The organism is Rouxiella sp. Mn2063 (genome assembly GCF_049319665.1).
In the GTDB taxonomy this organism is placed as follows: domain Bacteria; phylum Pseudomonadota; class Gammaproteobacteria; order Enterobacterales; family Enterobacteriaceae; genus JBMOUD01.
Map to the genome: position 1 here is coordinate 390454 of NZ_JBMOUD010000001.1, position 24304 is coordinate 414757.

Consider the following 24304-nt stretch of genomic DNA (forward strand, 5'->3'; position numbering starts at 1 on the left):
ACATAGGTGAGTGGGGCAACCCGTTGCTTCCCATCGTTCTGGAATGCGCTAAAATAACCATTGACCGACCATCGGTCAATGTGAATAATTATCAATACCATTTAAAGAAGGATAACCACGTGATGAATCTTGAAAAATTGTTGTTATTACTTGCTGAGATAGGCGTGCCAGAAGAGATATTGCATGAGGCCGATGGCTCGTGGATGTTGCGCCAAGACTTGGCGCTCAGCTCGGCGGAGACTGTGGCGCTCCAGGCTAAATTGAAGAGCTTTGGTAATGATTCATTTTCTTTATGGGGGGATAAAGATTTCTCATTAAATGAAATCATCTCCGCAATGCGCGAAAGCAGATAAATATTATTCTTAATTAAACGGCGTTTTAGCTATTCATTTTAGGTGTTTACCTAAAGCCCACACAGTTTTTGTCTATATATTTCAAGCAATAATAAATTTAAAGTAATTGACTGTCGGTCGGTCATTGTGTTTTATATGCCTACACAAGAAATAATATTAGTCATGTTTTTTTCAGTAAATTTGCAATATTTGTTTTGCCATGTGAGTTCAGTGCAAGAGTTAGCGCATCAATCAAGAGCGCGTAGTCAAGCCGTGTACTTAGCGAGTTGTGACTGAGCAGATTATCGCTCAGGCAATGAGTTAACTCATTATGGAGTCAAGATGACGAACATTGTGAATTCAATCAATCAGCGTTTGCTTCAAGCCTTGAAGGTAAATGCTGCACGTCCTGCGATATATGAAAATGACGTTATATATAGCTATCGCTGGTTAAGCGATGCGGTTGCCTCCACGGCTTCGCGAATGGAACAATTGAGCGTAACAAAAGGAGATAGGGTCGCTTTCCAATTACGCAATAGCCGTGAAGCGGTTGTGTTGTTGTTAAGCACATTGATGATTGGTGCTATTCCAGTTCCTATTTTACCTTCCTATCGACAAAAAGAGTTGCGGCATATTTTGCAACTAACTCGTCCAAAAATGTTTGCGCTACAGCGCGGCACCCGTCGTTATGATCCCCTAGCTGATTTGCAACGCCTATTCAGTGAAGGAATATCTATCAATACGTTGATAATTGAAGGTTACGAAGGAGCGGATAAGGACGGTCGCTACTTGGATTTACAATCTTTCTGTACGCCAATGGCATTAACACCGCCACTTGAAGCGGAGATGCTGGGGCCAGATGATACTGCGATGATGCTGTTGTCGAGTGGAACGACGGGGTTACCCAAGGCAATTGCTCGTAAAAATGGCGGTTACAGCGGGATGATTGAGGGGGGCTGTGATGTTTTCGCACTGGATCATTCGTCCGTTTACCTAGCCGCTATGCCAGTGTCTCACGGATTCATAATTAACTGCCCTGGCATCCTTGGGACATTGTCTCGCGGAGGCGCTGTTGCGCTTGCTGATACACCATCGGCACAAGAGGCTCTGGATATCATTGAGCGCTGTAAAGTGACACACACGACGCTAGTTCCCGCGCTTTTATTGCAGTGGAGCGAGTGGCAACAACAATCACAGCATAATTTGTCGTCGTTGTGGCATGTACAAGTAGGAGGAGCCAGAATTTCGGCAGAACTTGCGCAGCGTGCTTCCTCTATTTTGGGAATTACTTTGCAACAGTGTTACGGAATGAGTGAAGGATTGCTTTGTTTTAGTGGGCTTGCCGATAGTGATGTGCTGCGTTTTAACTCGCAGGGAAGGGCTCTCAGTATGCAAGATGAGATTATCATCGTTGATGAGCAAGGAGCACCTCTGCCTGCTGGGCAAGTAGGTGAGCTGATTACTCGAGGTCCTTACACTATCACGGAGTATTACCAAAATCCCGAGGCGAATTTCACCTCTTTTACTCGTGATGGTTTTTATCGTACAGGTGATCTGGCCCATGTCGATCGGGCGGGCAATGTATTTATTGCTGGTCGCGTCAATGATGCGATTAACCGCGGAGGTGAAAAATTTTCTCCCAATGAAATTGAAGAAGTCGCTGAACAGCATCCATCGGTAGCCAAAGCAGCTTGTATCGGCATTGACGATGCGCTGTATGGTGAAGTGCCCTGCCTGTTTGTTGCCTCTAATGACGATGCTTTGACGCTAGGAACTTTGCGTCGTTTTTTTGAAACTCAGGGCGTTGCTGCGTTTAAGGCGCCGGAAAAACTCGTCTTTCTTGATACGATCCCGATGAAAGGTATCGGCAAAATAGACCGGCTGGCATTGCGTGAAATATGGCGCCAGCAAGCCGAAGTGTCTCTGAATAATCAGGACTCTGTATATGACAATATTACGAAATAACTTTGGCTGTGTGTGCCGGCTTAGTCGCAAGAGTAGTGGCCCAGTACGTCAGCAATTGGTGGTATTTCCACACGCAGGTGGCGGTGTATCTTTTTATCAACATTGGCGCGATGTGTTAGCAGACGATATTGACCTATTTATCGTGCAGTATCCTGGTCGGGAAGAGAGCCAGCGCACTGAGGGTTGGACTAATGCCAAACAAGCGATTGATGCCAGTACTCGCGATTTACAGGCTTCACTCGGTATTGCACCGATCGTGATTTTTGGCCACAGCATGGGAGCATTACTCGCTTTGCATGTTGCAAGTGCGCTTCGAAGCTCGCGTTTTCAATCCAATACGGTTCTATCCTCCCAGCATAGGCCTACCGATTTACTGTATTTAGAGCAAGAGGCTGAGTGCCAAAGATTGCTTGATAATATTCTTGCATACAGTGAAAGCAGCGGGTCGTTGGTATTAGATGAGTTTACCCGACCAGCTGTTTCCAAACTCATTTTACAAGATTTAAAACTATTAGGACATTTAGCGAGGCTTGCTGTACCCGATCTTAAATTAAGAATTTTAGGCGGAGATTGCGATCCGTTAGTAAGTCAATCTGCATTATATCAATGGGAGAATACCGTGCCTGGATGCCAAATAGAGTTAATGCCAGGCGATCATTTTTACTTCAGACAGGATGAGGCGGCATTTTTACGTCAGTTAATTGCTTAACTGGCCAATGAATGAGTCAGTTTTATAGACGTTGGAGAAACATCAGATGAATTTTGAACTGTTTAATCAACATGATGGTGCACCGGCTACAGATAAAGCTTTTGCTCTTTTTCCGCAGTTGATGAAGTTTCATACGGAATTGGGGAATACACCGTTACAACCAGTACCTTCTCCTACAGGAAAAGCAACAATTCTTGCCAAGTTCGAATCTAACAACCCCTTTGGTTCAGTGAAGGATAGGACTGCTTTCGGCCTTTTTTGCGATGCGATTAATCAGCATGACTTTTCTAACGGTGAGTTGAAATTACTCGATTCATCCGGCGGTAATATGGCGAAGGCGTTGGCTAAACTCGGGAATATGTGTGGCATTGCGGTGCAAGTTGTTATTCCAGACTCCTCGCCAGAGGCGCTGATTGATATGCTAAAAAGTGATAATGCCGTCGTAACATTAGTGGATCGTAATCATTTTCTACTTGGCGTGATCGCTCGTAGCCAACAAATTGCTCTTAATGACAGGAGTTGGACGCTGCTTTCACAGCATCTTAATCTAGTGAATACGGCGGTCCATCAATATCAAACAGGGGAGGAAATTCGTCATCAGCTCAATGGTACTTGTGCTGATGGTTGGGTTTCTGCTGTAGGTACTGGAGGCACTCTGTCCGGTGTTTCGGCCGCGCTATCTCAAGATAATCCTCAGCTTGTCGTCTGGGGAACGACGCCGCAAGAACTGCCTTATGGGACGCTTTCTGCCCCTAACGGCGAGGCTAAATTTGCTGGCGCTGGTGGATTGGGATACGGTTTTCGCCAACCCTTTATTGGCCAACTCATGCCGCAGGAACCGCCGTTTAAGACAGTTTCTTACCGCGAGGCATTAAGTGCTATGTATGAATTTTTCCATCTTACAGGGATAAAAATAGGCGCATCGTCGGCGGCTAACTGGAAAGTTGCGTGGAAATTAGCGCAGTCTATGAATCCAGGGCAACAAGTCGTCACATTATTTGCCGATGCTGGCAGTGATATGGATAGAGACAAAGGCAGGGAGTGGTTTTACCACGATGAAACATTGAATGTGTAATCGCACGTATTATCTTCTGACTGAGAGAGTTAATTATGGAAATCATTCAAGGCAATAATAATATATTGTCCGAGTTAATTGCACTCGCTAATCGAGTGAGAGATAACCTTAACAAGGGTGAGAAACCTGGTGATATAGAAAATAATCTGAAAGAAAGTGGTGAGTATAATAACGTCACAATAATATCTGTCGTGGAAAAAGCCAATATAACCTTTAATGCCAAAACGCAAAATGGGCCGAATGTTGGTGATGTGAATTCTCATCGTGATAGTTTAATTGATCCCGAAGGAAATAATATTGGCACTATGATCGGTAGTGGCTGGAAGATAGCGACATTGGCTGATGATAGTGTGGTGTCATGGTACCACGAAACAGCAGAGACATTACGCGGTAATATAGAGATCTCAGGCGTTTGGAATTCCAGCGCTATTTGGGCTGGAGAGTGGCAGTCTTTATTCGCTGCGGGTGTGAGCGGTGAAGTTATGGGAAAAATTGGCGTCCGTCAGATATTTCAAGCGATACCACGAGAAAAATACCTAACGTTAATAGTGTTATTACCGATAGATCAAATTAAAAGTTTTTCTATCAATTGAACACTGTTTATTAAATTAACATTTTAGAATCTAATATTATCTTTATAGGTGGTAGGTATGCACTCATCTGTACAGTGGGATGTTATCATTGTCGGTGCTGGACCAATAGGCCTTTCTACAGCATGGCATTATGCGAAAGAAAATAATCATCATAAAATACTTGTATTAGATCAATATTCATTATTAACACAATTAGTGGGAACCAGCGGTGAGGAACGTCACTGGCGTTTGCAATATTCCGAGCTTGAAATATTTCGGCTGACACTCGAGGCCGATAAATTATGGCGAGAGTTGGAACGTCAGGCCGACAGGAAACTTATTCATCGAATAGGGAGCTTGTGGTTCGGTGACGCTGATGTTTGGACGAATGAAGGTCAAATCAGGCAAACAATGGTGTCTATGGATGCTATGGATTTACCTTATGAACGGCTCACGATGCAAGACATTGAGCGCCGCTATGGTTTTGTTGGTCTCGACCCGAACTATGAAGGTTTTATCCAGCATGATGGGGGCGTTATCGATGTGAAGGGAACACTCTCAACTCTTTATTCTCTAGCCAGCGAGGCTGGGGCGACTTTCCGCTTCCAGCAGCCCATCAGCGCAATAGAGCCTGATGACAACGGCGTCACGGTAATTGCTTCAGACCAACAATATCGTGCTCGAAAAGTGTTGATTGCCAGTGGCCCAGGGAGTAAAGCGTTGTTAGCGCCACTGAACATTGAGCTGGCACTTTCTACCTTCGAAATGGCCTGTATTAGCATGCTACGCAGCCAGAGGCTTGAGGCACGAGACCCGTTCTGGTTCGCCTTCCAACCTCCAGTTTCAAGCGACAGTAATCTGTTTTACGGCTTCCCACCTAATCCTTGGTCGGTAAACGGTTTTGATAGGTTAGGGACTGATTTTGAAGTCGATCCTATCACCGAAGAGCACGGCGCGAGTTACTGCGCAAACCCTCAACATGTCGAACGTGCTCTGGAGTTTGCTCGTCGCCATATGCCTTTTCTTGAGCCTGATCGGCAACACTCTGCAAGCAGTTGCCTGGCGGTACTGCCTAATGACTCTTCACGCCAGTTCTATCTCGATAATGCGAAAGGGCGATGCCACGGTGGAGAAAATCTAGTGATATCAGCCGGTGGCTGGGCATTTAAGTTTACCCCGTTGATGGGGAAAATTTGCGCCGATCTGTTAGCAGACCGGCAACCTCGCTGGGATATCAGCGCATTACGATTCTGAGCAGGAGAAGTCCATGCAACAGATACCTCGCCATGATCAGGCTATTGCTTTAGTTGGCATGTCCTGCCGATTTCCTGGTGCCAGTGATATCGACAGTTGGTGGCACAACTTAATTAATGGTGTCGAATCCTTAGTTCAGCTTGATAGCGATACTGACGGTCACTCGGATGATCACTATGTACCCGTTGCTGCCCCGCTGTTGGCGGATATCACTCATTTTGATGCGGATTTTTTTGGCCTGAGTGTCCGCGAAGCGCTGTTGATGGAACCACAGCAACGATTATTTTTGGAGTGTGCCTGGCATGCGCTTGAAAGTGCAGGAGTGGTGCCAGGAGACTTGCCTGATGCCGGGATATTTGCTGGTTGTAGCAGTTCTAACTACCTGCGTCAGGCTGAACAATCGGCGTTATTTCAGCAACTCGCTCCATCGCCTTTTGAACAACAGATCGCGAGCGATAAAGACTATCTAACCAGTCGCGTAGCATGGCATCTCGGAATTGGCGGTCCGGTACTCAACGTTCAGGCCGCATGTGCAACATCGCTAGTCGCAGTCTATGAAGCGGTACAGGCATTAAGAAACGGAAAGTGCAGCATGGCGATGGCCGGCGCTTGTACGCTGAGGATTCCTCAACGGTCGGGTTACGTTGCGCAGCAGGGAATGGTGTTCGCAAACGACGGACACTGCCGACCATTTTCAGCCGATGCCAGCGGTACGGTCTTTGGCAGCGGTGTTGCTGTGGTGGTAATGAAACGTCTACAGGATGCACTCAAGGATGGTAATGACATTATTGCCGTGATTGAGGGAGCCGCGATGAATAATGACGGTGCCAATAAAGTGAGTTTTACTACGACCAGCCTACAGGGACAGCAGCGATTATTACGTCAGGCTATGGAAGATGCGCAACTGAGTCCGAACGCATTTCGAGCTATCGAAGCTCATGGCACCGGTACGCAAGCAGGAGACCCGATTGAGTTCGAAGCGTTAAGCAGTGTCTTCGCTGAACAAACATCCGAACAGCATTTTTGTGCGATTGGCGCTGTGAAAGCTAATGTCGGACATTTGGAAACCTGTGCCGGGATGGCCGGTTTGATTAAAGCAGCATTGCAAATTAAGCACGGTTGGTTGACTCCTCAAATCAATTTTTCTGCTCCTAATCCTGCGTTATCGCTGGCGAATAGTCCGTTTGAGTTTCTTAATAGTGCTCAACGTTGGGAAGATAACGATCCGCGCACCGCAATCGGTGTCAGTGCCTTTGGTATTGGTGGCACCAACGCTCATGTCATATTGACCAGACCACCGCAAAAACCACAGCTTGTTCAACAGGATGTTAGCCGTTCTCTGTTGGCATCTGTTGTGCCTGTTTCAGCCCAATCTGAGCAGGCATGGCATCGGTTAGTGAAGCATTACTTGCAGCGAGCTCCATCGAGTAATGGCTTCGACATGGTTTGGCGTGCGCAAATAGAGAGAAAATCTTTTCGATATCGAGGCACGTTACATCGAGATGGATTGGGAGGGTTGAGCGTAAAAGAGAGCGCGATAGATATTGGCAAAGGTCGTCTTAGTATCGTATTTCAGTTCCCTGGCCAAGGAAGTCAATTTATTGGTATGGCTAGTGAACTAATGCAGCAGGATGCTGTATTCCAAAAAATAATGGCTAATAAATTAGCAATATTGAAGCGTTACGCAGATGTGGATATTTCCACATTATTTAATGGCGAAGCCTCACCTGAGTTGATTAACAATACCGCGATAACGCAACCGGCATTAATTGCTGTCGAAATCGGGGTGGCGGAATTGTTGATGCACTACGGTATTCGACCGGATTGGGTAATGGGGCACAGTTTGGGAGAGATTGCTGCTGCTTGGGCGTTCGGCGCTTTTTCAACGAAAGATGCGTTGGTGTTCGCGGCGCAACGTGGGCGAATGATGGCATCCTTGCAACCTGGGATGATGCTAGCGGTGGAGTTAAGTGCTGAGCAATGCCAGCAGTGGCTTAGTGAGGATATTTCGCTGGCAGCAGTAAACAGCGAAAACAGCTGTGTGCTATCAGGCAGTGAGGCGGTAATTTCCGCCTGCGAATCTCAACTACGTTGCCAACATATTCGTTGTAAGGCGCTTAATGTTTCTCATGCATTTCATTCGGCGTTAATGGATCCAATATTAACCGAGCTAGCTTCGGTGGCCCCTCAGGCCGGTACGACGATACCGTCCGTCCGCTACCTCTCTGCGTTACTCGGTGCCGAAATAACGCAAGTGCAACAGCTAGATGCCGAGTATTGGAGGCGTCATGCTCGTGAACCGGTGCATTATCATCAAGCGCTTGAACAACTGCCAGTACGCGAAAAAATGTTGTTTATTGAAGTTGGACCTGGCTCAACACTCACTGCGCTAGTGGCGCAGTTACGACAGAAATCTAGAAAAACAACAGCGGTGCGAACTATGCGTCGCCACGATGATGCGCAAAGTGAAAGCGCGCTATGGTCGCAGGCCATACAAAAAATTTGGCGTGCGGGTGTCAATATTCACTGGGCAAATTTATGGTCATCGCCAATAAAGAGTGCGTTCCCGCCGCATGACGAGGCGTTACCTTTGTACCCCTTCGAGCCCAAACAATGGTGGTTGGGCAAACAAGACTTGTTCCCTACATTATCAAATAATCCTTCACCTTCAAGCCCGGCCATAAATCGGCCCGATCCTCTGACTGAACGCATAAGCCTTATTTGGGCAGGCGTTATCGGTGCCTATCCCGAGTCAAATTACAGCGATTTTTTTGATGTCGGGGGACAATCGCTAATGGCGCTAAGACTGTTGGCTCTCATTGAGCGTGAATTTAGTTTTGTTATCAGTATGGCTGATTTTTTACAACGCCCTACGCCAGCGGGAATTAAAGAGTGTTTAGAGCAGGCAGGTGTTGTTGAGCAGGTATTTAATTGAAAATAGGATGGAAAATAATGTCTATATCCAGCGCAATTAAGTCTATAAATCACGTAATACCGAACGACTGTATTCAGTATCAAGTTGAGACTATTCAAATTGATGATGAGACTTCATTTACTTTGGCTTGTTCATCAGAGTGCAAGCAACTGCCTGCTAACGGTGGTATTCGTTGGCGTCCTTACGCTTCGCGTAAACATCAAGAGGACGAGGCAATCATGTTGGCCCAACGAATGTCGCTAAAGCATGGTTTATATAATACGGGTTTTAGCGGTGGGAAAATTGTGGTCAATAGCAAACGCTCGCCGAAGGAACAGCCGGAGGTGCTTGAAGCCATTGCTGACTTACTTAATCACTATAATGGCTCTATGTTTACCGGTTGCGATATCAACACCGACAATCAGGACATGAGTTATCTTCGCCACTTTACACCGTGGATTTTGAATGCCATGGATAGCCCGCTAATAGATACTTCTACAGCTACCGGCTTTGGTGTTTGGAGCTCGATTCATAAGATTCTACTTTTGCGTCTTGCTGATCAGACCCATCCTCGGATAGTCATTCATGGGATGGGGAAGGTGGGGTGTGAAGTCGCAAAGCAGAGTTTGCTTTTTGGCTGCGAAGTATGGGGTTATGACATTAACCCACAGGCTAATTTCCCTCGCGGTGTAAAGAGACTCACTGAGACTCAGTTCTGGCAGCAGAGCAGTGATATTGTTTGCATTGCTTCTCTTTCCGGTACTCTTACACTAGAAAATGTCGATCTTCTTGATACTCAATGGGTTGTGAGTAGTGCTAATTCGCCTTTTAGTAATACGGCGGCGCAACTACGATTGCTGGCTAGGGGAGTGCTTTATTTGCCTGATTATGTAAGCAATGCAGGGGCGGTTATCTGTGACAGTATCGAGATGACTTTCGCTCATCGTTATAATCTGATGACACAAGAAGAGATCAATGCCTACGTTCATTCTGTCATTGGGGGCAAAACGGCTGAATTGCTAAGGTGTTCTCAACTGCTGGAGTGTGACATTAGCATGCTGCTTCAACCGCCTAAATTAACCAAAACAGCGGCATAAGATTGTTATTAGAAACAGGATACTGATAACAAGTTCGGCAGTGAAGTTACAGCATCTTGTTCAAACTATCGTAAAAAAGCGAGTGCAAAATATGCTCATCATCAAAGATGCGTTACGCAGTCGGGTAGAGAGCGAATCGCAGGGAAATCGTACGATTTTGTATACCGCCACAGGTCAGCCAAATTATATGTATGTCATACCACGTTTCACGCTTGATGAAGTCTCGAGCGGTTTGGGTAATGCTATTCACCCTGCTTTTATCATTAATGGCGAGGTGAAGAGTGAGTTTTTCTACGGTTGCTATCCCGGCTCAATACAAGCCGGTGAGCTACTAAGTCAGCCCAATAAAGAACCTGCCAGTCAGCGTGATTTAGTGGCATTTCAACTTGCGGCAGCTCGCAATGGTAGCGGCTGGCATGTTAGTACTAATGCGGAATGGGCGGCTCTGGCATTGTTGTGCCGACACCATAGGTGGCAAGAGCAGGGAAATACTGATTATGGCCGTAACTATCGTCATCACGATGAGATCGCCCGCCGATTGGATCATATGCCGGCTGGTGAACAGGAAGGTTTGCCGACAACATTCACCGCTTCAGGCCCTACGAGTTGGTATCACAATGGCACTGACAGTGGTATTGGCGATCTGTCTGGGAACCTATGGGAGTGGCAGAATGGTATGCGCTTAGTGGCCGGTGAGATACAGATAATTCCTGACAATAATGCCGCAATACAGAAAGTAAGTAGTGACGATCCACGATGGCAGGCGATCGACTTGCATACCGGCGCGCTTATTTCACCTCGAGATTGTTATTCTGCCAAATTTGATGCGCCGACGGCATTGCGTACTGGAAATGCGGGTATACCGATACTCAATACTGTCATTCAGCACTTTAATGGCGATCCGCTAGATAATAGTTACCCTGCGGGGCTAATGGATGCCGAATTTGATCAGATTCAGGTTGCCTCTGATATCGATGTGCCTCTGTTATTGAAGATCCTTGGCATTATCCCTCATTCTCATTGTGATGATGGGGACCAAGTCTATTTACGTAATTATGGGGAGCGAAATTTGCTACGTGGTGGAGCTTGGTATTCTGGCCGCGCGGCAGGAATGAGGACGTTATGTCTGAGTCATGGAGCAAGCCACTTAAGTACTAGCGTGGGGGCAAGGCCAGCCTTTTTGTGCTGATATTAGCGGGAAAGTAGCCATTGGTATGCGTTGGTTTATTAGAATAAATTATCAAAAGCAAAAAGCCTGCTTAAGTTTCCTTAAGCAGGCTTTTCTAATTTGGCTCCTCTGACTGGACTTGAACCAGTGACATACGGATTAACAGTCCGCCGTTCTACCGACTGAACTACAGAGGAATCGTTTGAACGAGGCGCATAATATCCAGCAGGCCGGGATGTGTCAACGCTAAATTTAGAAATAGTGTGCGACTGCTCGGTATGTGAACAAAAACGCCTGAAAACGCATAAAAACCTCAACGAAATCACTATTAAGTTGAGAAATTAACCATCGCTGCGTTGCTGTCGAGACTCTCGCGCTAAAGGGTCTTGGCGATAAAAACGCGTGAAATGTCCATAAACCAACGGAAAGCGTTTAGAAAGTAACTCTGGCGCGCTAAAGAAATATTCAGACAACACGGCAAAACACTCTGCGGCGTCGGTGGCGGCATAGGCATCCATGCTTGCGGCTTGTTCGCCAACCATATCGATTTCATCTTGTAGATTGTCCATTGCGGCATGCAAATCATGTTCCCATGCCACGACATCTCGTAGTGCGATAGGGGGGATACCGTTGGCAATACCGCCGTTGCGGATATCGAGTTTATGCGCAGCTTCGTGGATGACCAGGTTGTAGCCTGAATTATCGAATGAGTCTTGAACATCTTGCCAGTTAAGGACAATCGGCCCTTGATCCCAGCTTTGACCTGCTTGTATCTGCACACCAGAATGCACCAGGCCATTTTCATCTTGCCAAGGTGTATCGACAACAAATGGCGTGGGGTAGAGCAGAATCTCATGAAAACCATCTAACCATTCTGCTCCCAGATCCATTACTGGCAGCGCGAATAGCAGTGCAATACGCGCCTGCATCAGAGGTTCTAATGTAAGATCTTGCAGCGGTATTAATTTTTTCTGTTGCAGAAGCTGGTTGGCGACGTGGATAAGTTGCTGCTGTTCCTGTGAGTTTAATGAAGAGAAAAGCGGAATGTCGAGCGCCTGTTGCCACTCTTGATGGGGGTTGAGCTGATGCTCATGGGTTTTCCTCAGCCATTTAATCATCATTTTCTCACAAGTAAATTCGACCTACCTGCATCTCAATGTTTATGGGATATCACATTCTCAGGACATCGCTATTCAAACACTTACCCTGATATCTTGCAACGACCTAAATCACAGGATGAGTAATCTTGTTAGTAGAATATCTATATGCTTATGCAGAGTGAATTTATGATACTTTAATGTGTTTTTTTACAAAGTGACGCACTAATAATTATTTTTAATAATATATTGAAATATTATTCATCGTGTTATTTATTACCCATTTAATTTTCTCTAATAAAAATTAAAAAATAATGATTAAATGTTCATGTCTAATCGTAAAATTAACGCATTATTATTGGATTAGTTGTGATAATGAATGGAGTACTCATTATGAGGTATTCTCTGATTTGTTTAATTACTGTTAACTAGAGCAATGGAAGGTTAGCGCCTTTCAAGGTGGTGCCATTTACTCAACTGGCGCAAAAAGTGATGAATCGACACCACCTCCTCAACCCTTGCCCCAGTCTGACTACTGGGGCTTTTTTGTTTACCCTTCATACTTGAAACGGTGCCTGCGTTGGCTGCACTCGCTTACCCGAATCACTTACTTTAGTAAACTCATCGGGATGCGCTCGTTTGCCGCCTTGGTACCGTTCCAATTATTTTGGGTAAACCCTTGCATGCTTGAACTGCCTTTGCATTGCCCGAATCAGTTACTTTGGTAGGCTCATCGGGATGTGCTCATTTTCCCGCATTATTGATTTAATAAATAGGTTATGTGAATAGTGGTCTGGTTTATTTGTTCCATTATTTTTATTGAGTTTGGTTTTTATTTTTGCATAGACATTTTTATTAAAAATACTTTTTGCATTGCTCAGTAATGTATTTGAGTTAAGTGATGTTATTAAATGCTTACTCTGTTTGGGGGATGGGGTTTTTAATGTCAATCTTAAGTAAAGTTCTTTGATGTTATGTTTTTAAGGTATGTACAATTATTATAAACACAGCTTTCTTATTAATAAATAAGGTGTTTTATTTAAGGAGTTATAACTAAATAATTCATCAACGTACCACGCTCAAGGATTTGCATCTGGATGTAAACATCGTAGCATCATGGCGCTTATCAAGTATGTTGATCAGAGGTCAAAATGAAATTGTCTCGCTTAAAAATGCTTTTCCCTATTGGCGCTCTCTCTTTAGCGCTGTTATCGACCACAGCAACTGCCGCAGATGCGCCATCTTATGGCCCCCAGTTACAAGGTTTTGCGTATCCTTATCCACTCAAACAATTCAATTTTAACTCGCAAGGCTCAACCTTACAGATGGGGTATATGGATATCGCACCGACCGGGCATAAGAATGGCCAAACGGTCGTGTTGCTTCATGGTAAGAACTTCTGCGGCGCTACTTGGGATGTCACTATTAAGGCGCTAGCTAATAATGGTTATCGCGTTATCGCTCCCGATCAAATCGGTTTTTGCTCATCCTCTAAACCTAGCAGCTATCAGTACTCGTTCGCTCAGTTGGCGGTCAATACCAACAACCTGCTCAAGAGTCTACATATTAACAAAGCCGTGATTGTTGGCCATTCTACCGGCGGTATGTTGGCGACGCGCTATAGTCTGATGTTCCCACAAGAAGTCTCAAAGCTGGTGTTGATTAACCCCATCGGCTTGGAAGACTGGAAAGCCAAAGGCGTACCTTTCCGCACGGTCGATCAATGGTATGAGCGAGAGTTGAAACTGACGGCACAAGATATCCACGACTATGAACTACATACTTATTATGTCGGAAAGTGGAAACCAGAATACGACCGTTGGGTTGATATGTTGGCGGGGCTAAACAATGGGCCTGGGCATAAACTTGTAGCCTGGAACTCGGCGCTACTTTACGACATGATCTTTAATCAGCCGGTATTCTACGAGTTTAAAAATATCAAAGTACCGACCACGTTGATGATTGGTACGTCGGATACCACGGCAATTGGCAGCGATATTGCACCGCCAGAGGTCAAAGCAAAACTTGGGCATTACAACGTGCTGGGTAAACAGGCGGCTAAAATGATCCCGCATGCTAAATTAATTGAGTTTAAAGGCTTGGGTCATGCGCCGCAGATGGAAGAGCCACAGATGTTTAATCAGGCGTTACTGAAAGTATTGCATTAAAATATAACGGCATAGCAATCGGGCACTTGCCCAGATTGCTATGCGCTCCTCACTCAAGCTGGGTTCAGGGCTGATAGGGCTGCATCAGTTCGCGTAACAGGCGCATTCTGGTGGCAACAGGCAGGTACAACAACTTCGCCAGCCAGCTTTGTCGCGGTTCTCTTTGCCTTTGTTGTGCTTGAATAAAATAGTGTTGCAGGGTTTGTAAGTCCTGTTCCAGACTATCCACTTTCTCAATACTGTTCATCAGACACCTCTGTGCATATCGGGGCTAATGAAAGTCTAAGACAGTAAATCCGGCATTAAAACTGAACGTTTGTTTTTTAACCTTCCGCTTTTAGCGAGATGCGACCCATTGCCTTAAAAAATCAATAAAGGCGCGCACTTTTTGGCTGACATGACGAGTTTGTGGATATAACGCATAGATACTCTGCTGTGGAAAATGGTGGTCGGCTAAGAGATGTACCAAATGTCCTTGTTGGATTGCCGATTTCACCTGCCAGTCCGGTAATAGAGCTACACCGCTTCCGGCCAATACAAAAGCTAATAATGCACCGGCACTATCTGCGGTGATATTGGCCGGTGATTGTGCCTTGAAGCTCACTATTTCACCTTTCGGCCCAGTAACTTGCCAATGCAGAGGTTGGTTCAGGCGGCTATGCGCAATCCAGTTGGCCTGCGAGAGTTGTTCTAACGAGGAGATCTCCTGCTCTGGCAAGCGGACTAAATATTCGGGCGTTGCAACCGGTAAAATAGCAAAACTGTCTATCAATGCGGCGTGGTGGTTGGAGTCACTGAGCTGTCCCAAACGAATCGCGACATCAAAACGCTCGGCAATTAAATCGGCATGATAAGACGAGGATTCATGCTGAATACGCAATTGTGGGTGGCTCTCGGCAAATGCCGCCAACGCCGGGATCACGACTCGAGCCCCATATTCATGGGTGCTAGTAATACGTAACAGGCCAGTTAATGACTGATGATGATTACGCACGCTATGTAAGACGTTTTCTGCCTGTTGCAATAATTGCAGGCAGTGCGGATAAAACTGTTCGCCGACCTCGGTTAAAGCCAGCCGGCGGGTACTGCGTGTTAGCAGCGATACGCCAAGCTGTTTTTCTAATTGCTTGATAGTAAAACTGACAACCGCCTTGCTCTGCCCAAGCGTCTGTGCCGCGGTGGTAAAGCTCCCGGCTTCAACTACGGCGACAAAACAGGTCAATCGTTGTAGATCAAGCATAATCATTCCATTCATTGGCAAATTATTTTTGACAGTGTAATCGTGGAGTCCCGATATATCATCTATTAAAGGGTGAGTAGACTGGGCGCTCTGTTTTTTAATGAGTTTGATTCATGCGTTACCGTAGCCGTGTTGCTTGTGTTTATCTGCTGGGTTTCTTTGTTGATTTGATCAACATGTTTATCGTCAACGTCGCTTATCCCGATGTCTCTCGTCGTTTAGGTGCTTCAATCGGAGAATTAGCCTGGGTCACTAATGGTTATATTCTGGGATTAACATTGGTGATCCCAATCAGCGGCTGGTTGGCGGGGCGTTTTGGTTTTCGGCGTATCTTCTTACTCTCAATACTGCTGTTTATTTGTGGGACGGCATTAGCCGCGCAGGCTCAATCAGTATTCGCGCTGATCGGTTGGCGGGTATTACAAGGGGTAGGCGGCGGGCTGCTTATCCCGATTGGGCAGACGATGACCTATCAACTGTATCGCACTGACGAGCGAGCCAAACTGTCGGCGGTAATTATGTTAGTGGGTTTACTCGCCCCGGCACTATCGCCGAGTCTCGGTGGCATCGTGGTCGATAACTTAAGCTGGCGTTGGATATTTATCATCAACCTGCCGCTGGCCGGATTAACACTCTTCTTAGCGGCATTATGGCTGCGTGATACGCCGCGCGTTCAATCAACCCGTGGCTTAGATCTGCTTGGGTTGATAATGGCCTGCTTATCGCTATTGCTCGTCTTGATGGGGTTAACCCGACTGGGGGAACCTCAGCAACATGCACAGGGATTAACGGCACTATTGGCGGGTGGAGCGTTGATGTATTGCTATGTTCGCCGCTCATTGCACCAATCTTATCCTTTGCTCAATTTACGTTTACTGCAACAACCGGTGCTGCGGGCGGCCATATTGGTATATCAGTTTATTCCCGGCATATTTATTGGGGTCAGTTTGGTGGCGATGTTATATATGCAAAACCGGCTGGCAATGAGCGCAAGCCAGGCCGGTATGTTGATGTTGCCTTGGGCGCTGGCTTCTTTTGTGGCAATTAGTTTGACCGGTAAAACCTTCAATCGGTTAGGGCCACGCCCGCTGCTATTAGTCGGCTGTTTGTTACAAGCTATCGGTATTTTTCTGCTCACTCAGCTAACGGCAAGCGAACAATGGGCGATGCAGGCTTTGGCCTTTGCCTTGATGGGGTTTGGCGGCAGCTTAAGCAGTTCGACCGCGCAAAGTAGCGCGTTCATCGATATCGATAATGAGCAACTGGCAGATGCCAGTGCACTATGGAATATCAATCGTCAGCTCAGTTTTTGTTTAGGGACCGCGGCGCTTAGCCTGTTACTCAATGTTTTGTTGGCGCAATCAGGCGGCTTATACCAGCATGCTTACAGGTTATGTTTCTACGCGGCGACAGTGATTAGTCTGGTTCCTCTGTTATTTCTGTTTCGTTTGCCGAATCGCGCAATTCTGGAAAAAATTCATTTATCTCAAAGGAGTAAATAATGTCTCACGCCGATCCCTATATTAATGAAGTGCTGGTGGCCCACGAATTCATTGCTCAAGTGCTAGGTAGCCCCGATGCCACGGCTGCGCAGAGCGAGGCATTATTGGCTCGCTTTGATGCGGCGTTTACCATGATTGGTGTAAGCGGTACGCGTATTGATTTTGCTGGGCTGACTCAGTTTTTTAATACTCAACGCGGCAGTAAAGCGGGATTAAAAATCCAGATTGATCAAATCAATGTGGTCAGTCGCTGGCCAGAAGGTGCGGTGGTAGAATATCGCGAACATCAGACGTTGCCTGGACAAGCGGCGACATTACGTCGGTCAACGGTGGTATTTACATTAGGAGAAAGCAGATGCCCGTTATGGCGGCATCTGCATGAGACTTCTGTACCGATGAGCGTGGATTAATGAGTCGGCTGTTAGGCCTCAAGCGCTAGCAACGCGAAGGTCGCTAGCCAGTGTTCGCCCATATAATCACTATCAAGATGCGATAACGCGCTTTCCAGATGGCGATCGGCTGCAGTGCGTAACAGCGCAATACGTGGATCGCCTGCGGGCAGTGCACGGGCCAGCGATCGTTGACACCAGGCTCGGCTGAGATTTAAACCATCAAGATGGGCAATTTTACCATCGCTGCGATCGGTGACGGTTGCCGGAGTAAACAGGGTTTCCGGTTTACTCTGTGCTAATTGCGGCAAGAAGCCGTCAAACCAAGTGATAAATGCTTCTGCCGGCAGTACGCGGTGCATTAACTCAGCTTCCATTAGCGACGGCGATAAAAATTCATCGCCGCTTGGCTCCCACGCCTGACAGCCTTGATCTGCCAAATGCCAGCGCTGTGCTGTTTGTTCAATCAGCGTTGCCAACTGCGGGCGTGACGTTGCTCGGGCAAAGTTCAGGCTGAGTGCTAAAGCGAAAGCGGTATTAAAATGCGTGCCAACCCGCAGCGGGTAGGTGGCTTTCGGCAAGAAGTTCATCCAGCTTTGCACAAAGAACTCGGTCATTGGCGATAGCGTCTTAGCCCATCCCGCAGCCTGCGGTAACGGCAAAGAGTGCAGCTGCTGGCTCAATGCCAGGAACCATCCCCAGCCATAAGGCCGTTCAAAACCTTGATTATGTGGCTGCTGCAAATAATCCATCTCAACGGCGACGTTCTCAGCGGTAAAGTGCTCGCTGACGACTGCAATAATACGATTGGCTTCTGGCAACTGCGGGAATTTTTCTAACAAGCGCAGTAATAGCCAATAGCCGTGCACACAAGAGTGCCAATCGTAGCTGCCATAGAAAATAGGGTGCAGCGCGCGCGGGCCTTTGACATCCTGCTCGCCATTTAATGAGTGCGTCAGTTTGTTTGGGTATTCACGGGTCAGATGACTCAGCGCCATATTGGCAAAACGCGACGCCATGGCTGGCGTCAGTTGTAAATCATTCATTGTCGTTCCTTATCTCTTATCGATTAGAAGCGGAAAACAAACAGATACATAAAGACGGTGTTGACAACCAACAGAATAAGCCCGGTTAACCACTGAGCTTTGATCACGCCGTGTTTGTCTTGTAATTCGAGCAGAGCAGCGGGAACAATATTAAAGTTAGCAGCCATCGGCGTCATCAAGGTGCCGCAGAAACCAGAAAGCATACCTATCGCGCCCATAATGGCCGGATTGCCTCCTAATTGATGTACGATCAACGGTAAACCAATGGCGGCCGTCATGACAGGGAAGGCGGCAAAGCCATTACCCATAATGATGGTAAACAGCGCCATCCCGAAGGTGTAGGCGACGATGATTGCTAGCGGAGAACCTAATGGAATGACGTTTTTGATCAGCGCAGAGACTTCACCGCCTACGCCTGATAACACGAATAACGCACCGAGAGCTGCCAACATTTGTGGCAAAATAGCTGCCCAGCCAACAGTATTCATCGTTTGTCCGCCGGCACGAATAGCTTGTAACGGCGAATCTTTCAGCATCAATAACGCAACGATAAAGGCGACTACGGTACCGAGAACTAGCGAGATCAAAGTAACGTTTTGGTGATCAACGAAAGGCACATATTTTAAGGTTAAGGTTCCGCCTAATGTCACCAAAGGGATCAGCAATGCCGGAATAAATAACTTGCTGCCGAAACGTTTAGCGCCAGCTTCACGTTTATCGACCGCGGCGGGCTTCAGGTTGTCATTGTCGCCTTTGCCCAATTTACCGGTACCGGCGATGACCGCCAGCGCGATGGCTAAACAGCCGGTGACAAAGTGGGGTAATTCGCTGCCGATCAGGAAGGTTACGGCATAAATCATCCAAAATATAAAATTGACTAGACGACGTGGATTCGTACGGTCTAGCAAGTTAAAGATGGCAAAGCCGGCAAACATCAACCCGGCGAGAATATAGACGGTGTTTAAGTTGATCATTTGGCGCTCCGATTAGTATAAATTTGCTCATCAAAACGCTTGGCCAGTGAGCGGTCCAACAGCCATAAACGAATGAAATGCACAATCAGCGCGGCAATCGCCGTCGGAATGGCCCATACCGATAAATCCAGGGGTTGCACAATAATGCCGCTTTGATCGAGGAAGCCTTTGATCAACAGGATGGACTGCACGGCGATAAAGATATCTTCGCCAAAGAATACGGCAACGTTGTCGGTTGCTGCGGCGTTAGCGCGGATCTTCTGTCGTACTTCTGAGGGTAAATCGCCATAGCGGCTGGTGGCCGCTGCTTCCGCCATTGGCGCGATCAGCGGACGTACCATCTGCGCGTGACCACCTAATGAGTTCAATCCCAATGCCGCAGTGATTTGGCGCAGCAGGAAGTAAAGCATCAATACACGCCCGGTAGTGGCTGCATGAATACGAGAGATCAGGTTGCGAGCTTGTTCTTTTAATCCGCTGCGTTCGAGCAGGGCGATAACCGGTAAGGTGAGCCAGATAAGACCCATATAGCGGTTGTCGGTAAAAGCTTTACCAAAGGCGCTGATAATGTCTACGGTATGCATACCGCCAGCAACCCCGGTAGAAATACCTGCGATGGTGACAACTAACAGCGGATTGAACCGCAAAGCAAATCCGATCACTACGATCGGTATGCCGATGAGTACCCACATAGCACTTTCCTCTGGTGTTTTTCTTAAAAAAAGATGTTGTTTGCGTTTTATTAAGTGATTTTGCGATGATCACTCTGTTTATATATTTGTATTTATTGATAATTTTATTTTGGTATTACTTTATTACAAAAGCTACTAACGAAAAGTATCAAGGGAAGGCGGGTTAGGCAAGTCAGCGGTAAGGGAAAATAGTTGCAAAGAACGACAGAGGAAGCATAAAAAAATCCGGCACGAAGGCCGGATGAGATGTTGGATCAGCAGGACGGATTATTCGTCGTCTTCATCGCCGTAATATTTAACGCCAAGTTTGATCAGTGCTCGGCCATTTGCTTTACGATGCAGGTTGGTATCGCGCAGCGAATAAACGCAGCCACAGTATTCTTGTTGATAGAAACGTTCGCGCTTACTGATTTCAATCATTCGCGCTGAGCCGCCTTTTTTACGCCAGTTGTAATCCCAATATACCATTCCAGGATAAGGCGCAGCGGCACGGTCACCGCAGCCGTTGATCTGTTTCATGTCTTTCCAACGTGAAATTCCCAGCGAGCTGGAGATCGCACTAAAGCCATGTTCAAACGCATATAGCGCGGTGCGCTCAAAACGCATATCAAAACACATGGTGCAGCGAACGCCGCGTTCTGGCGCGTTTTCCATGCCGCGAGCCCGTTCAAACCAATTGTCAGTGTCGTAATCGGCATCAATAAACGGAATGTTGTGTTGCTCGGCAAAGCGCATATTTTCTTCTTTACGCAGCAGATATTCTTTGTGCGGATGAATGTTCGGATTGTAGAAGAAAATAGTGTATTCGATGCCGGAGGCTTGAATAGCTTCCATTACTTCACCTGAGCAAGGCGCACAGCAGGAATGAAGTAATAGTTTGTCATGCCCGGTAGGCAAGGAAAGTTTTTCGCGAATGAGTTCGCTCATGTTTAAAACCTGTTTCTAAAGATTGCTTACGCCTATGATAAAATATCGCCGGTTTGAATCAAAATATATTCTTCATCGGTAAGGTGGTCATATGGCTGCAAAAATAGGTGCTATGATGCTTTATCTACCTATTAGCGTTGAAATATTGTTCGCTGGTGCGCTTGGCACAGCGGTATTGGCATAGTTCGACGAGTGACAGACTAGCTGGTGAGAACCTTTTTAGGTGAAAAGTAAGGATGCAGTAATGCAGATAATGAAGTCGCATCATATTCGTTGGTTCAGTTTGATTATTATCATGGGCGGGCTGTTGTTGGTCCTGCCATTGCATTTATTGGGGTGTTTCATTGCCGGTTTTGTGGTGTACGAATTGGTAAATGGCTTGACGCCTTATTTTCAAAAAATTATTGGTGGCGAACGCGCCCGCTGGCTGGTTGTTTTACTGATCAGTACCTTGGTTGTTAGTGCGTTAACTTTGGCGGTGATGGGGATCGTCAGCTTCTTGATGCGCGATGTTAAAAACCCTGCCGCCTTCAATACGATGGTTTCCCGTTTGCTTTCCGATGCGCAAAGTCGACTTTCTCCTTCGATGCTGAACTATTTACCGGCCAGTATTGAAGAGCTGCAACACGAGTTTCTGCAATGGTTGCGCGAACATATTGCCATGATCCAAACCGCGGGAAAAAACGCGGCGCATACCTTTGTTACCATGCTTATCGGTATGATTTTGGGCGCTATCATCTCTTTGCAAACCAAACAAATCGGTGAAACTGACGCCCCGTTGAAAAATGAATTGTTGCAGCGCGTCCACCTGCTAAGTCAGGCGTTTCGCAATGTGGTGTTCGCTCAGTTCCAGATTTCATTAATTAATACGGTGTTATCTGGGGCCTTCTTGTTTGTGATCTTGCCGCTATTTGGTATTCATTTACCGCTGGCTAAGACATTGGTGGTCTTTACCTTTGTGTGTGGATTGTTGCCAGTGGTAGGGAACCTGATTTCCAACACGGTAATGTTTATCGTTGGCCTATCGTTATCGCTGTGGGTTGGGGTAGGGGTGTTGGCTTACCTGATCTTCATCCACAAAGTGGAATATTTCCTTAATGCGCGCATTGTCGGTACCCGTATTAATGCTAAGTCTTGGGAAGTATTACTGGCGATGTTGGTCTTTGAATCAGCCTTTGGTTTACCTGGTGTTGTTGCCGCGCCGATTTATTATGCTTATCTGAAAAGTGAGCTTAAAGTCGCCAGACTTATTTGAGGCCGATTGCATAATTCACGCCTAGTATTGCCTTAGCGATCCTGAAAAAAGGAGTTTTAGGCAAGCACTAGCGAGGATCGTTATAATAATCCTCGTCTTTCTCGTCGCATAATCGTTAGCGCCGCCATCGGCTTATTGCTGGTGGCGGCGTTATCATTTATCAGGAGAAAGATATGACGCTTAATGTCCGAGGTTTTGCCGCACAAGGTGCAGAAACGCCGCTTGGCCCACATACTTTTGTTCGCCGTGATCCGCGTGATAATGATGTTGTCATCGACATTCAATACTGTGGTGTTTGTCACTCTGACATTCATCAGGCACGTAATGAATGGGGGAAGAGTATTTATCCGATGGTTCCAGGGCATGAAATTATTGGCCGTGTTAGCCACGTCGGTGCCAAAGTAAAAGGATTCAAAGTAGGCGACACCGTCGGCGTTGGTTGTATGGTCGACTCTTGTCAACAATGTCCATCATGCGCTGAGCATTTGGAACAGTATTGTGATGAGGGCGCAGATATGACGTATAACAGCCGCGACCGTCATGACAATATGATGAATTACGGCGGCTACTCTGAGCAGATCGTGGTGTCTGAAAAATTTGTACTGCGTATCCCCGCCAAGCTGGATATCAAAACCGCCGCGCCACTGTTATGTGCAGGTATCACCACTTATTCACCGTTGAAGCATTGGAAAGTAGGTAAGGGGCATAAACTGGCTGTGGTCGGTTTGGGTGGTTTAGGGCACATGGCGGTGAAGTTGGCTAAAGCCATGGGAGCCGAAGTGACATTATTCACACGCTCTGCCAATAAAACGGAAGAAGCACAGCGTCTTGGTGCCGATCGTGTGGTGATTTCCAGCGATGCCACGCAAATGGACAACGTGCAAAATTATTTTGATTTCATCCTCGATACCGTACCGAATCAGCATGACCTCAATCCGTACCTGGCGACGCTCAAACGTGATGGCACCCATATTCTTGTTGGGTTGATCGAACCTATCGATCCTGCGCTTCACAGTGGCATGTTAGTCGGAAAACGCAAAACGCTGGCCGGTTCTTTGATTGGTGGTATTGCAGAAACGCAAGAGTGTTTGGATTTCTGCGCTGAACATGACATTAGCTGCGATGTTGAAATGATTGATATCCAAAACATCAATACGGCTTACGATCGTATGATCAAAAGTGATGTTAAATACCGCTTCGTTATTGATATGGCTTCACTGAAATCTGCGTAATCAGCTGGTTTGGCTAGGGCGCTCATTACATCCCAATTGACTCATGGGTTGCTTGTTCTCAAGACCGTCTGGCCAGACTCTGCTCATCTTTAAGCGCCACGCAATTTTTTGCCTGGCGCTTTTTTTAAAATTTCATTATTTCCGCTGGTTGGTTACTTCTCGCCTTGTGATGGTGGTGGTATTCTTCAGCTTTCGCCAAGCGAAGGAAAATCAGTGGCTAAGAATTTTGATGAATTAATCAGAGATATTGATCTGATTATCGAACATGTGGATAACCTGAAAAACCTTCCACCGCACGCACAGCGTGCTGTTAAGCCGCCTGCTGAGAAGCCGGCATATGATTCTTTTTGTGAAATTTTTGCGCTGAAAGCGGTGATGCGTGCCGTTATTTCCTCAGTAGATACGATAGTGAAAGTGCAAATTGCTCATAAAGTCGAGCAGGATATTGGTCATCTGGAAAATCGAGTGCGTTCAATCGGTGGTGGCAGTGCTAATCCTGAGGATGTGGCACAGATTACCGCTTATGTTCGCCATGCTGTTTCAGAAATGCTGGAATAGTCTGCTTATACCCGCCATTCTTTTTTAAATATGAATGGCGTTTTTTTATCTGGGTAAATAAAGCGCGATTTTTTCAGATTTTTTTTAGAAAACAGCAGGGTAAGTGTTCATATATCAACCGTCTTTTGACTCAAATGA

At 46.5% G+C, this 24304-nt stretch carries 22 protein-coding genes and 1 tRNA gene; 15 read left to right on the forward strand and 8 right to left on the reverse strand.

Going from position 1 to position 24304, the window contains the following annotated elements; translation table 11 throughout:
- Positions 1-122 precede the first annotated feature (122 nt).
- From ACL9RG_RS01640 to ACL9RG_RS01680, 9 genes are all read left to right on the forward strand, one after another.
- The gene (locus ACL9RG_RS01640) at positions 123-353 is read left to right on the forward strand and encodes a hypothetical protein (protein ID WP_422791162.1); all 231 of its coding nucleotides are present in this window, start codon (positions 123-125) and stop codon (positions 351-353) included.
- A gap of 321 nt (positions 354-674) precedes the next feature.
- On the forward strand, positions 675-2297 hold the full coding sequence (locus ACL9RG_RS01645; protein ID WP_422790817.1) for an AMP-binding protein: 1623 nt from the start codon (positions 675-677) through the stop codon (positions 2295-2297).
- On the forward strand, positions 2278-3006 hold the full coding sequence (locus ACL9RG_RS01650) for a thioesterase II family protein (RefSeq protein WP_422790818.1): 729 nt from the start codon (positions 2278-2280) through the stop codon (positions 3004-3006). The genes ACL9RG_RS01645 and ACL9RG_RS01650 overlap by 20 nt, the downstream gene beginning before the upstream one ends.
- Before the next feature lie 46 nt (positions 3007-3052).
- A complete protein-coding gene (locus ACL9RG_RS01655) occupies positions 3053-4081 on the forward strand; it encodes a pyridoxal-phosphate dependent enzyme (protein ID WP_422790819.1) in 1029 nt (342 codons plus the stop codon).
- A 35-nt stretch (positions 4082-4116) separates the two neighbouring features.
- Positions 4117-4674 (forward strand): allene oxide cyclase barrel-like domain-containing protein, encoded by a 558-nt coding sequence (locus tag ACL9RG_RS01660; RefSeq protein ID WP_422790820.1) that lies wholly within the window; start codon positions 4117-4119, stop codon positions 4672-4674.
- A gap of 57 nt (positions 4675-4731) precedes the next feature.
- Entirely contained in the window at positions 4732-5907 is a 1176-nt protein-coding gene (locus tag ACL9RG_RS01665) for an NAD(P)/FAD-dependent oxidoreductase (RefSeq protein ID WP_422790821.1), read from the forward strand.
- A gap of 13 nt (positions 5908-5920) precedes the next feature.
- Positions 5921-8842, forward strand: a complete 2922-nt coding sequence (locus tag ACL9RG_RS01670; protein ID WP_422790822.1) for a beta-ketoacyl synthase N-terminal-like domain-containing protein — start codon at positions 5921-5923, stop codon at positions 8840-8842.
- Between the two features lie 17 nt (positions 8843-8859).
- Positions 8860-9918, forward strand: a complete 1059-nt coding sequence (locus ACL9RG_RS01675) for a Glu/Leu/Phe/Val dehydrogenase dimerization domain-containing protein (protein ID WP_422790823.1) — start codon at positions 8860-8862, stop codon at positions 9916-9918.
- Positions 9919-10009: 91 nt separating this feature from the next.
- A complete protein-coding gene (locus ACL9RG_RS01680; protein WP_422791184.1) occupies positions 10010-11107 on the forward strand; it encodes a hypothetical protein in 1098 nt (365 codons plus the stop codon).
- Between the two features lie 100 nt (positions 11108-11207).
- Here the strand turns inward: ACL9RG_RS01680 and ACL9RG_RS01685 are convergent.
- A tRNA-Asn gene (locus tag ACL9RG_RS01685) sits at positions 11208-11283 on the reverse strand.
- Between the two features lie 144 nt (positions 11284-11427).
- A complete protein-coding gene (gene mtfA, locus ACL9RG_RS01690) occupies positions 11428-12204 on the reverse strand; it encodes a DgsA anti-repressor MtfA (protein ID WP_422791163.1) in 777 nt (258 codons plus the stop codon).
- 1151 nt (positions 12205-13355) lie between these two features.
- Between mtfA and ACL9RG_RS01695 the strand changes: the two genes are divergently transcribed.
- Positions 13356-14351 carry an alpha/beta fold hydrolase gene (locus ACL9RG_RS01695; RefSeq protein ID WP_422791164.1) on the forward strand — a complete coding sequence of 332 codons (996 nt, stop codon included), beginning with the start codon at positions 13356-13358 and terminating at the stop codon, positions 14349-14351.
- Positions 14352-14415: 64 nt separating this feature from the next.
- Here the strand turns inward: ACL9RG_RS01695 and ACL9RG_RS01700 are convergent, their stop codons facing one another.
- Together ACL9RG_RS01700 and ACL9RG_RS01705 are read right to left on the reverse strand one after the other, a co-directional pair.
- Complete coding sequence (locus tag ACL9RG_RS01700; protein WP_422790824.1) at positions 14416-14598, reverse strand: hypothetical protein; 183 nt, start codon at positions 14596-14598, stop codon at positions 14416-14418.
- Positions 14599-14688: 90 nt separating this feature from the next.
- On the reverse strand, positions 14689-15591 hold the full coding sequence (locus ACL9RG_RS01705; RefSeq protein WP_422790825.1) for a LysR family transcriptional regulator: 903 nt from the start codon (positions 15589-15591) through the stop codon (positions 14689-14691).
- Positions 15592-15704: 113 nt separating this feature from the next.
- Here ACL9RG_RS01705 and ACL9RG_RS01710 point away from each other — a divergent pair, with 113 nt between their 5' ends.
- Positions 15705-17093 (forward strand): MDR family MFS transporter, encoded by a 1389-nt coding sequence (locus ACL9RG_RS01710; protein WP_422790826.1) that lies wholly within the window; start codon positions 15705-15707, stop codon positions 17091-17093.
- Complete coding sequence (locus tag ACL9RG_RS01715; protein ID WP_422790827.1) at positions 17093-17503, forward strand: DUF4440 domain-containing protein; 411 nt, start codon at positions 17093-17095, stop codon at positions 17501-17503. Before ACL9RG_RS01710 ends, ACL9RG_RS01715 begins: the two co-directional genes overlap by 1 nt.
- Positions 17504-17514: 11 nt before the next feature.
- Here ACL9RG_RS01715 and ACL9RG_RS01720 read toward each other — a convergent pair whose 3' ends face one another.
- From ACL9RG_RS01720 to ACL9RG_RS01735, 4 genes are all read right to left on the reverse strand, one after another.
- Complete coding sequence (locus tag ACL9RG_RS01720) at positions 17515-18528, reverse strand: DUF2891 domain-containing protein (RefSeq protein ID WP_422790828.1); 1014 nt, start codon at positions 18526-18528, stop codon at positions 17515-17517.
- 23 nt (positions 18529-18551) lie between these two features.
- A complete protein-coding gene (locus ACL9RG_RS01725) occupies positions 18552-19502 on the reverse strand; it encodes a DUF979 domain-containing protein (protein ID WP_422790829.1) in 951 nt (316 codons plus the stop codon).
- Positions 19499-20194: a DUF969 domain-containing protein gene (locus ACL9RG_RS01730; protein WP_422790830.1), complete on the reverse strand. Its 696-nt coding sequence runs from the start codon at positions 20192-20194 to the stop codon at positions 19499-19501. Before ACL9RG_RS01730 ends, ACL9RG_RS01725 begins: the two co-directional genes overlap by 4 nt.
- 267 nt (positions 20195-20461) lie before the next feature.
- The gene (locus tag ACL9RG_RS01735; protein ID WP_422790831.1) at positions 20462-21121 is read right to left on the reverse strand and encodes an epoxyqueuosine reductase QueH; all 660 of its coding nucleotides are present in this window, start codon (positions 21119-21121) and stop codon (positions 20462-20464) included.
- A 244-nt stretch (positions 21122-21365) separates the two neighbouring features.
- On the opposite strand from ACL9RG_RS01735, the gene ACL9RG_RS01740 reads away from it, so the two are divergent.
- From ACL9RG_RS01740 to ACL9RG_RS01750, 3 genes are all read left to right on the forward strand, one after another.
- Complete coding sequence (locus ACL9RG_RS01740) at positions 21366-22376, forward strand: AI-2E family transporter (protein WP_422790832.1); 1011 nt, start codon at positions 21366-21368, stop codon at positions 22374-22376.
- Between the two features lie 173 nt (positions 22377-22549).
- Entirely contained in the window at positions 22550-23608 is a 1059-nt protein-coding gene (locus ACL9RG_RS01745; protein WP_422790833.1) for an NAD(P)-dependent alcohol dehydrogenase, read from the forward strand.
- Positions 23609-23821: 213 nt separating this feature from the next.
- Complete coding sequence (locus ACL9RG_RS01750; RefSeq protein ID WP_422790834.1) at positions 23822-24166, forward strand: hypothetical protein; 345 nt, start codon at positions 23822-23824, stop codon at positions 24164-24166.
- Positions 24167-24304: the final 138 nt, after the last annotated feature.

Excerpts from the sequence above, each read along its gene's own strand:
- ACL9RG_RS01725 (WP_422790829.1), bottom strand. The coding sequence starts at position 19,502 with ATGATCAACTTAAACACCGTCTATATTCTCGCCGGGTTGATGTTTGCC.
- ACL9RG_RS01665 (WP_422790821.1), top strand. The coding sequence starts at position 4,732 with ATGCACTCATCTGTACAGTGGGATGTTATCATTGTCGGTGCTGGACCA.
- ACL9RG_RS01675 (WP_422790823.1), top strand. The coding sequence starts at position 8,860 with ATGTCTATATCCAGCGCAATTAAGTCTATAAATCACGTAATACCGAAC.
- ACL9RG_RS01720 (WP_422790828.1), bottom strand. The coding sequence starts at position 18,528 with ATGAATGATTTACAACTGACGCCAGCCATGGCGTCGCGTTTTGCCAAT.
- ACL9RG_RS01695 (WP_422791164.1), top strand. The coding sequence starts at position 13,356 with ATGCTTTTCCCTATTGGCGCTCTCTCTTTAGCGCTGTTATCGACCACA.
- ACL9RG_RS01740 (WP_422790832.1), top strand. The coding sequence starts at position 21,366 with ATGCAGATAATGAAGTCGCATCATATTCGTTGGTTCAGTTTGATTATT.
- ACL9RG_RS01710 (WP_422790826.1), top strand. The coding sequence starts at position 15,705 with ATGCGTTACCGTAGCCGTGTTGCTTGTGTTTATCTGCTGGGTTTCTTT.
- ACL9RG_RS01670 (WP_422790822.1), top strand. The coding sequence starts at position 5,921 with ATGCAACAGATACCTCGCCATGATCAGGCTATTGCTTTAGTTGGCATG.
- ACL9RG_RS01745 (WP_422790833.1), top strand. The coding sequence starts at position 22,550 with ATGACGCTTAATGTCCGAGGTTTTGCCGCACAAGGTGCAGAAACGCCG.
- ACL9RG_RS01705 (WP_422790825.1), bottom strand. The coding sequence starts at position 15,591 with ATGCTTGATCTACAACGATTGACCTGTTTTGTCGCCGTAGTTGAAGCC.
- ACL9RG_RS01715 (WP_422790827.1), top strand. The coding sequence starts at position 17,093 with ATGTCTCACGCCGATCCCTATATTAATGAAGTGCTGGTGGCCCACGAA.
- ACL9RG_RS01640 (WP_422791162.1), top strand. The coding sequence starts at position 123 with ATGAATCTTGAAAAATTGTTGTTATTACTTGCTGAGATAGGCGTGCCA.
- ACL9RG_RS01680 (WP_422791184.1), top strand. The coding sequence starts at position 10,010 with ATGCTCATCATCAAAGATGCGTTACGCAGTCGGGTAGAGAGCGAATCG.
- ACL9RG_RS01735 (WP_422790831.1), bottom strand. The coding sequence starts at position 21,121 with ATGAGCGAACTCATTCGCGAAAAACTTTCCTTGCCTACCGGGCATGAC.
- ACL9RG_RS01655 (WP_422790819.1), top strand. The coding sequence starts at position 3,053 with ATGAATTTTGAACTGTTTAATCAACATGATGGTGCACCGGCTACAGAT.
- mtfA (WP_422791163.1), bottom strand. The coding sequence starts at position 12,204 with ATGATTAAATGGCTGAGGAAAACCCATGAGCATCAGCTCAACCCCCAT.
- ACL9RG_RS01660 (WP_422790820.1), top strand. The coding sequence starts at position 4,117 with ATGGAAATCATTCAAGGCAATAATAATATATTGTCCGAGTTAATTGCA.
- ACL9RG_RS01645 (WP_422790817.1), top strand. The coding sequence starts at position 675 with ATGACGAACATTGTGAATTCAATCAATCAGCGTTTGCTTCAAGCCTTG.
- ACL9RG_RS01700 (WP_422790824.1), bottom strand. The coding sequence starts at position 14,598 with ATGAACAGTATTGAGAAAGTGGATAGTCTGGAACAGGACTTACAAACC.
- ACL9RG_RS01730 (WP_422790830.1), bottom strand. The coding sequence starts at position 20,194 with ATGTGGGTACTCATCGGCATACCGATCGTAGTGATCGGATTTGCTTTG.
- ACL9RG_RS01650 (WP_422790818.1), top strand. The coding sequence starts at position 2,278 with ATGACAATATTACGAAATAACTTTGGCTGTGTGTGCCGGCTTAGTCGC.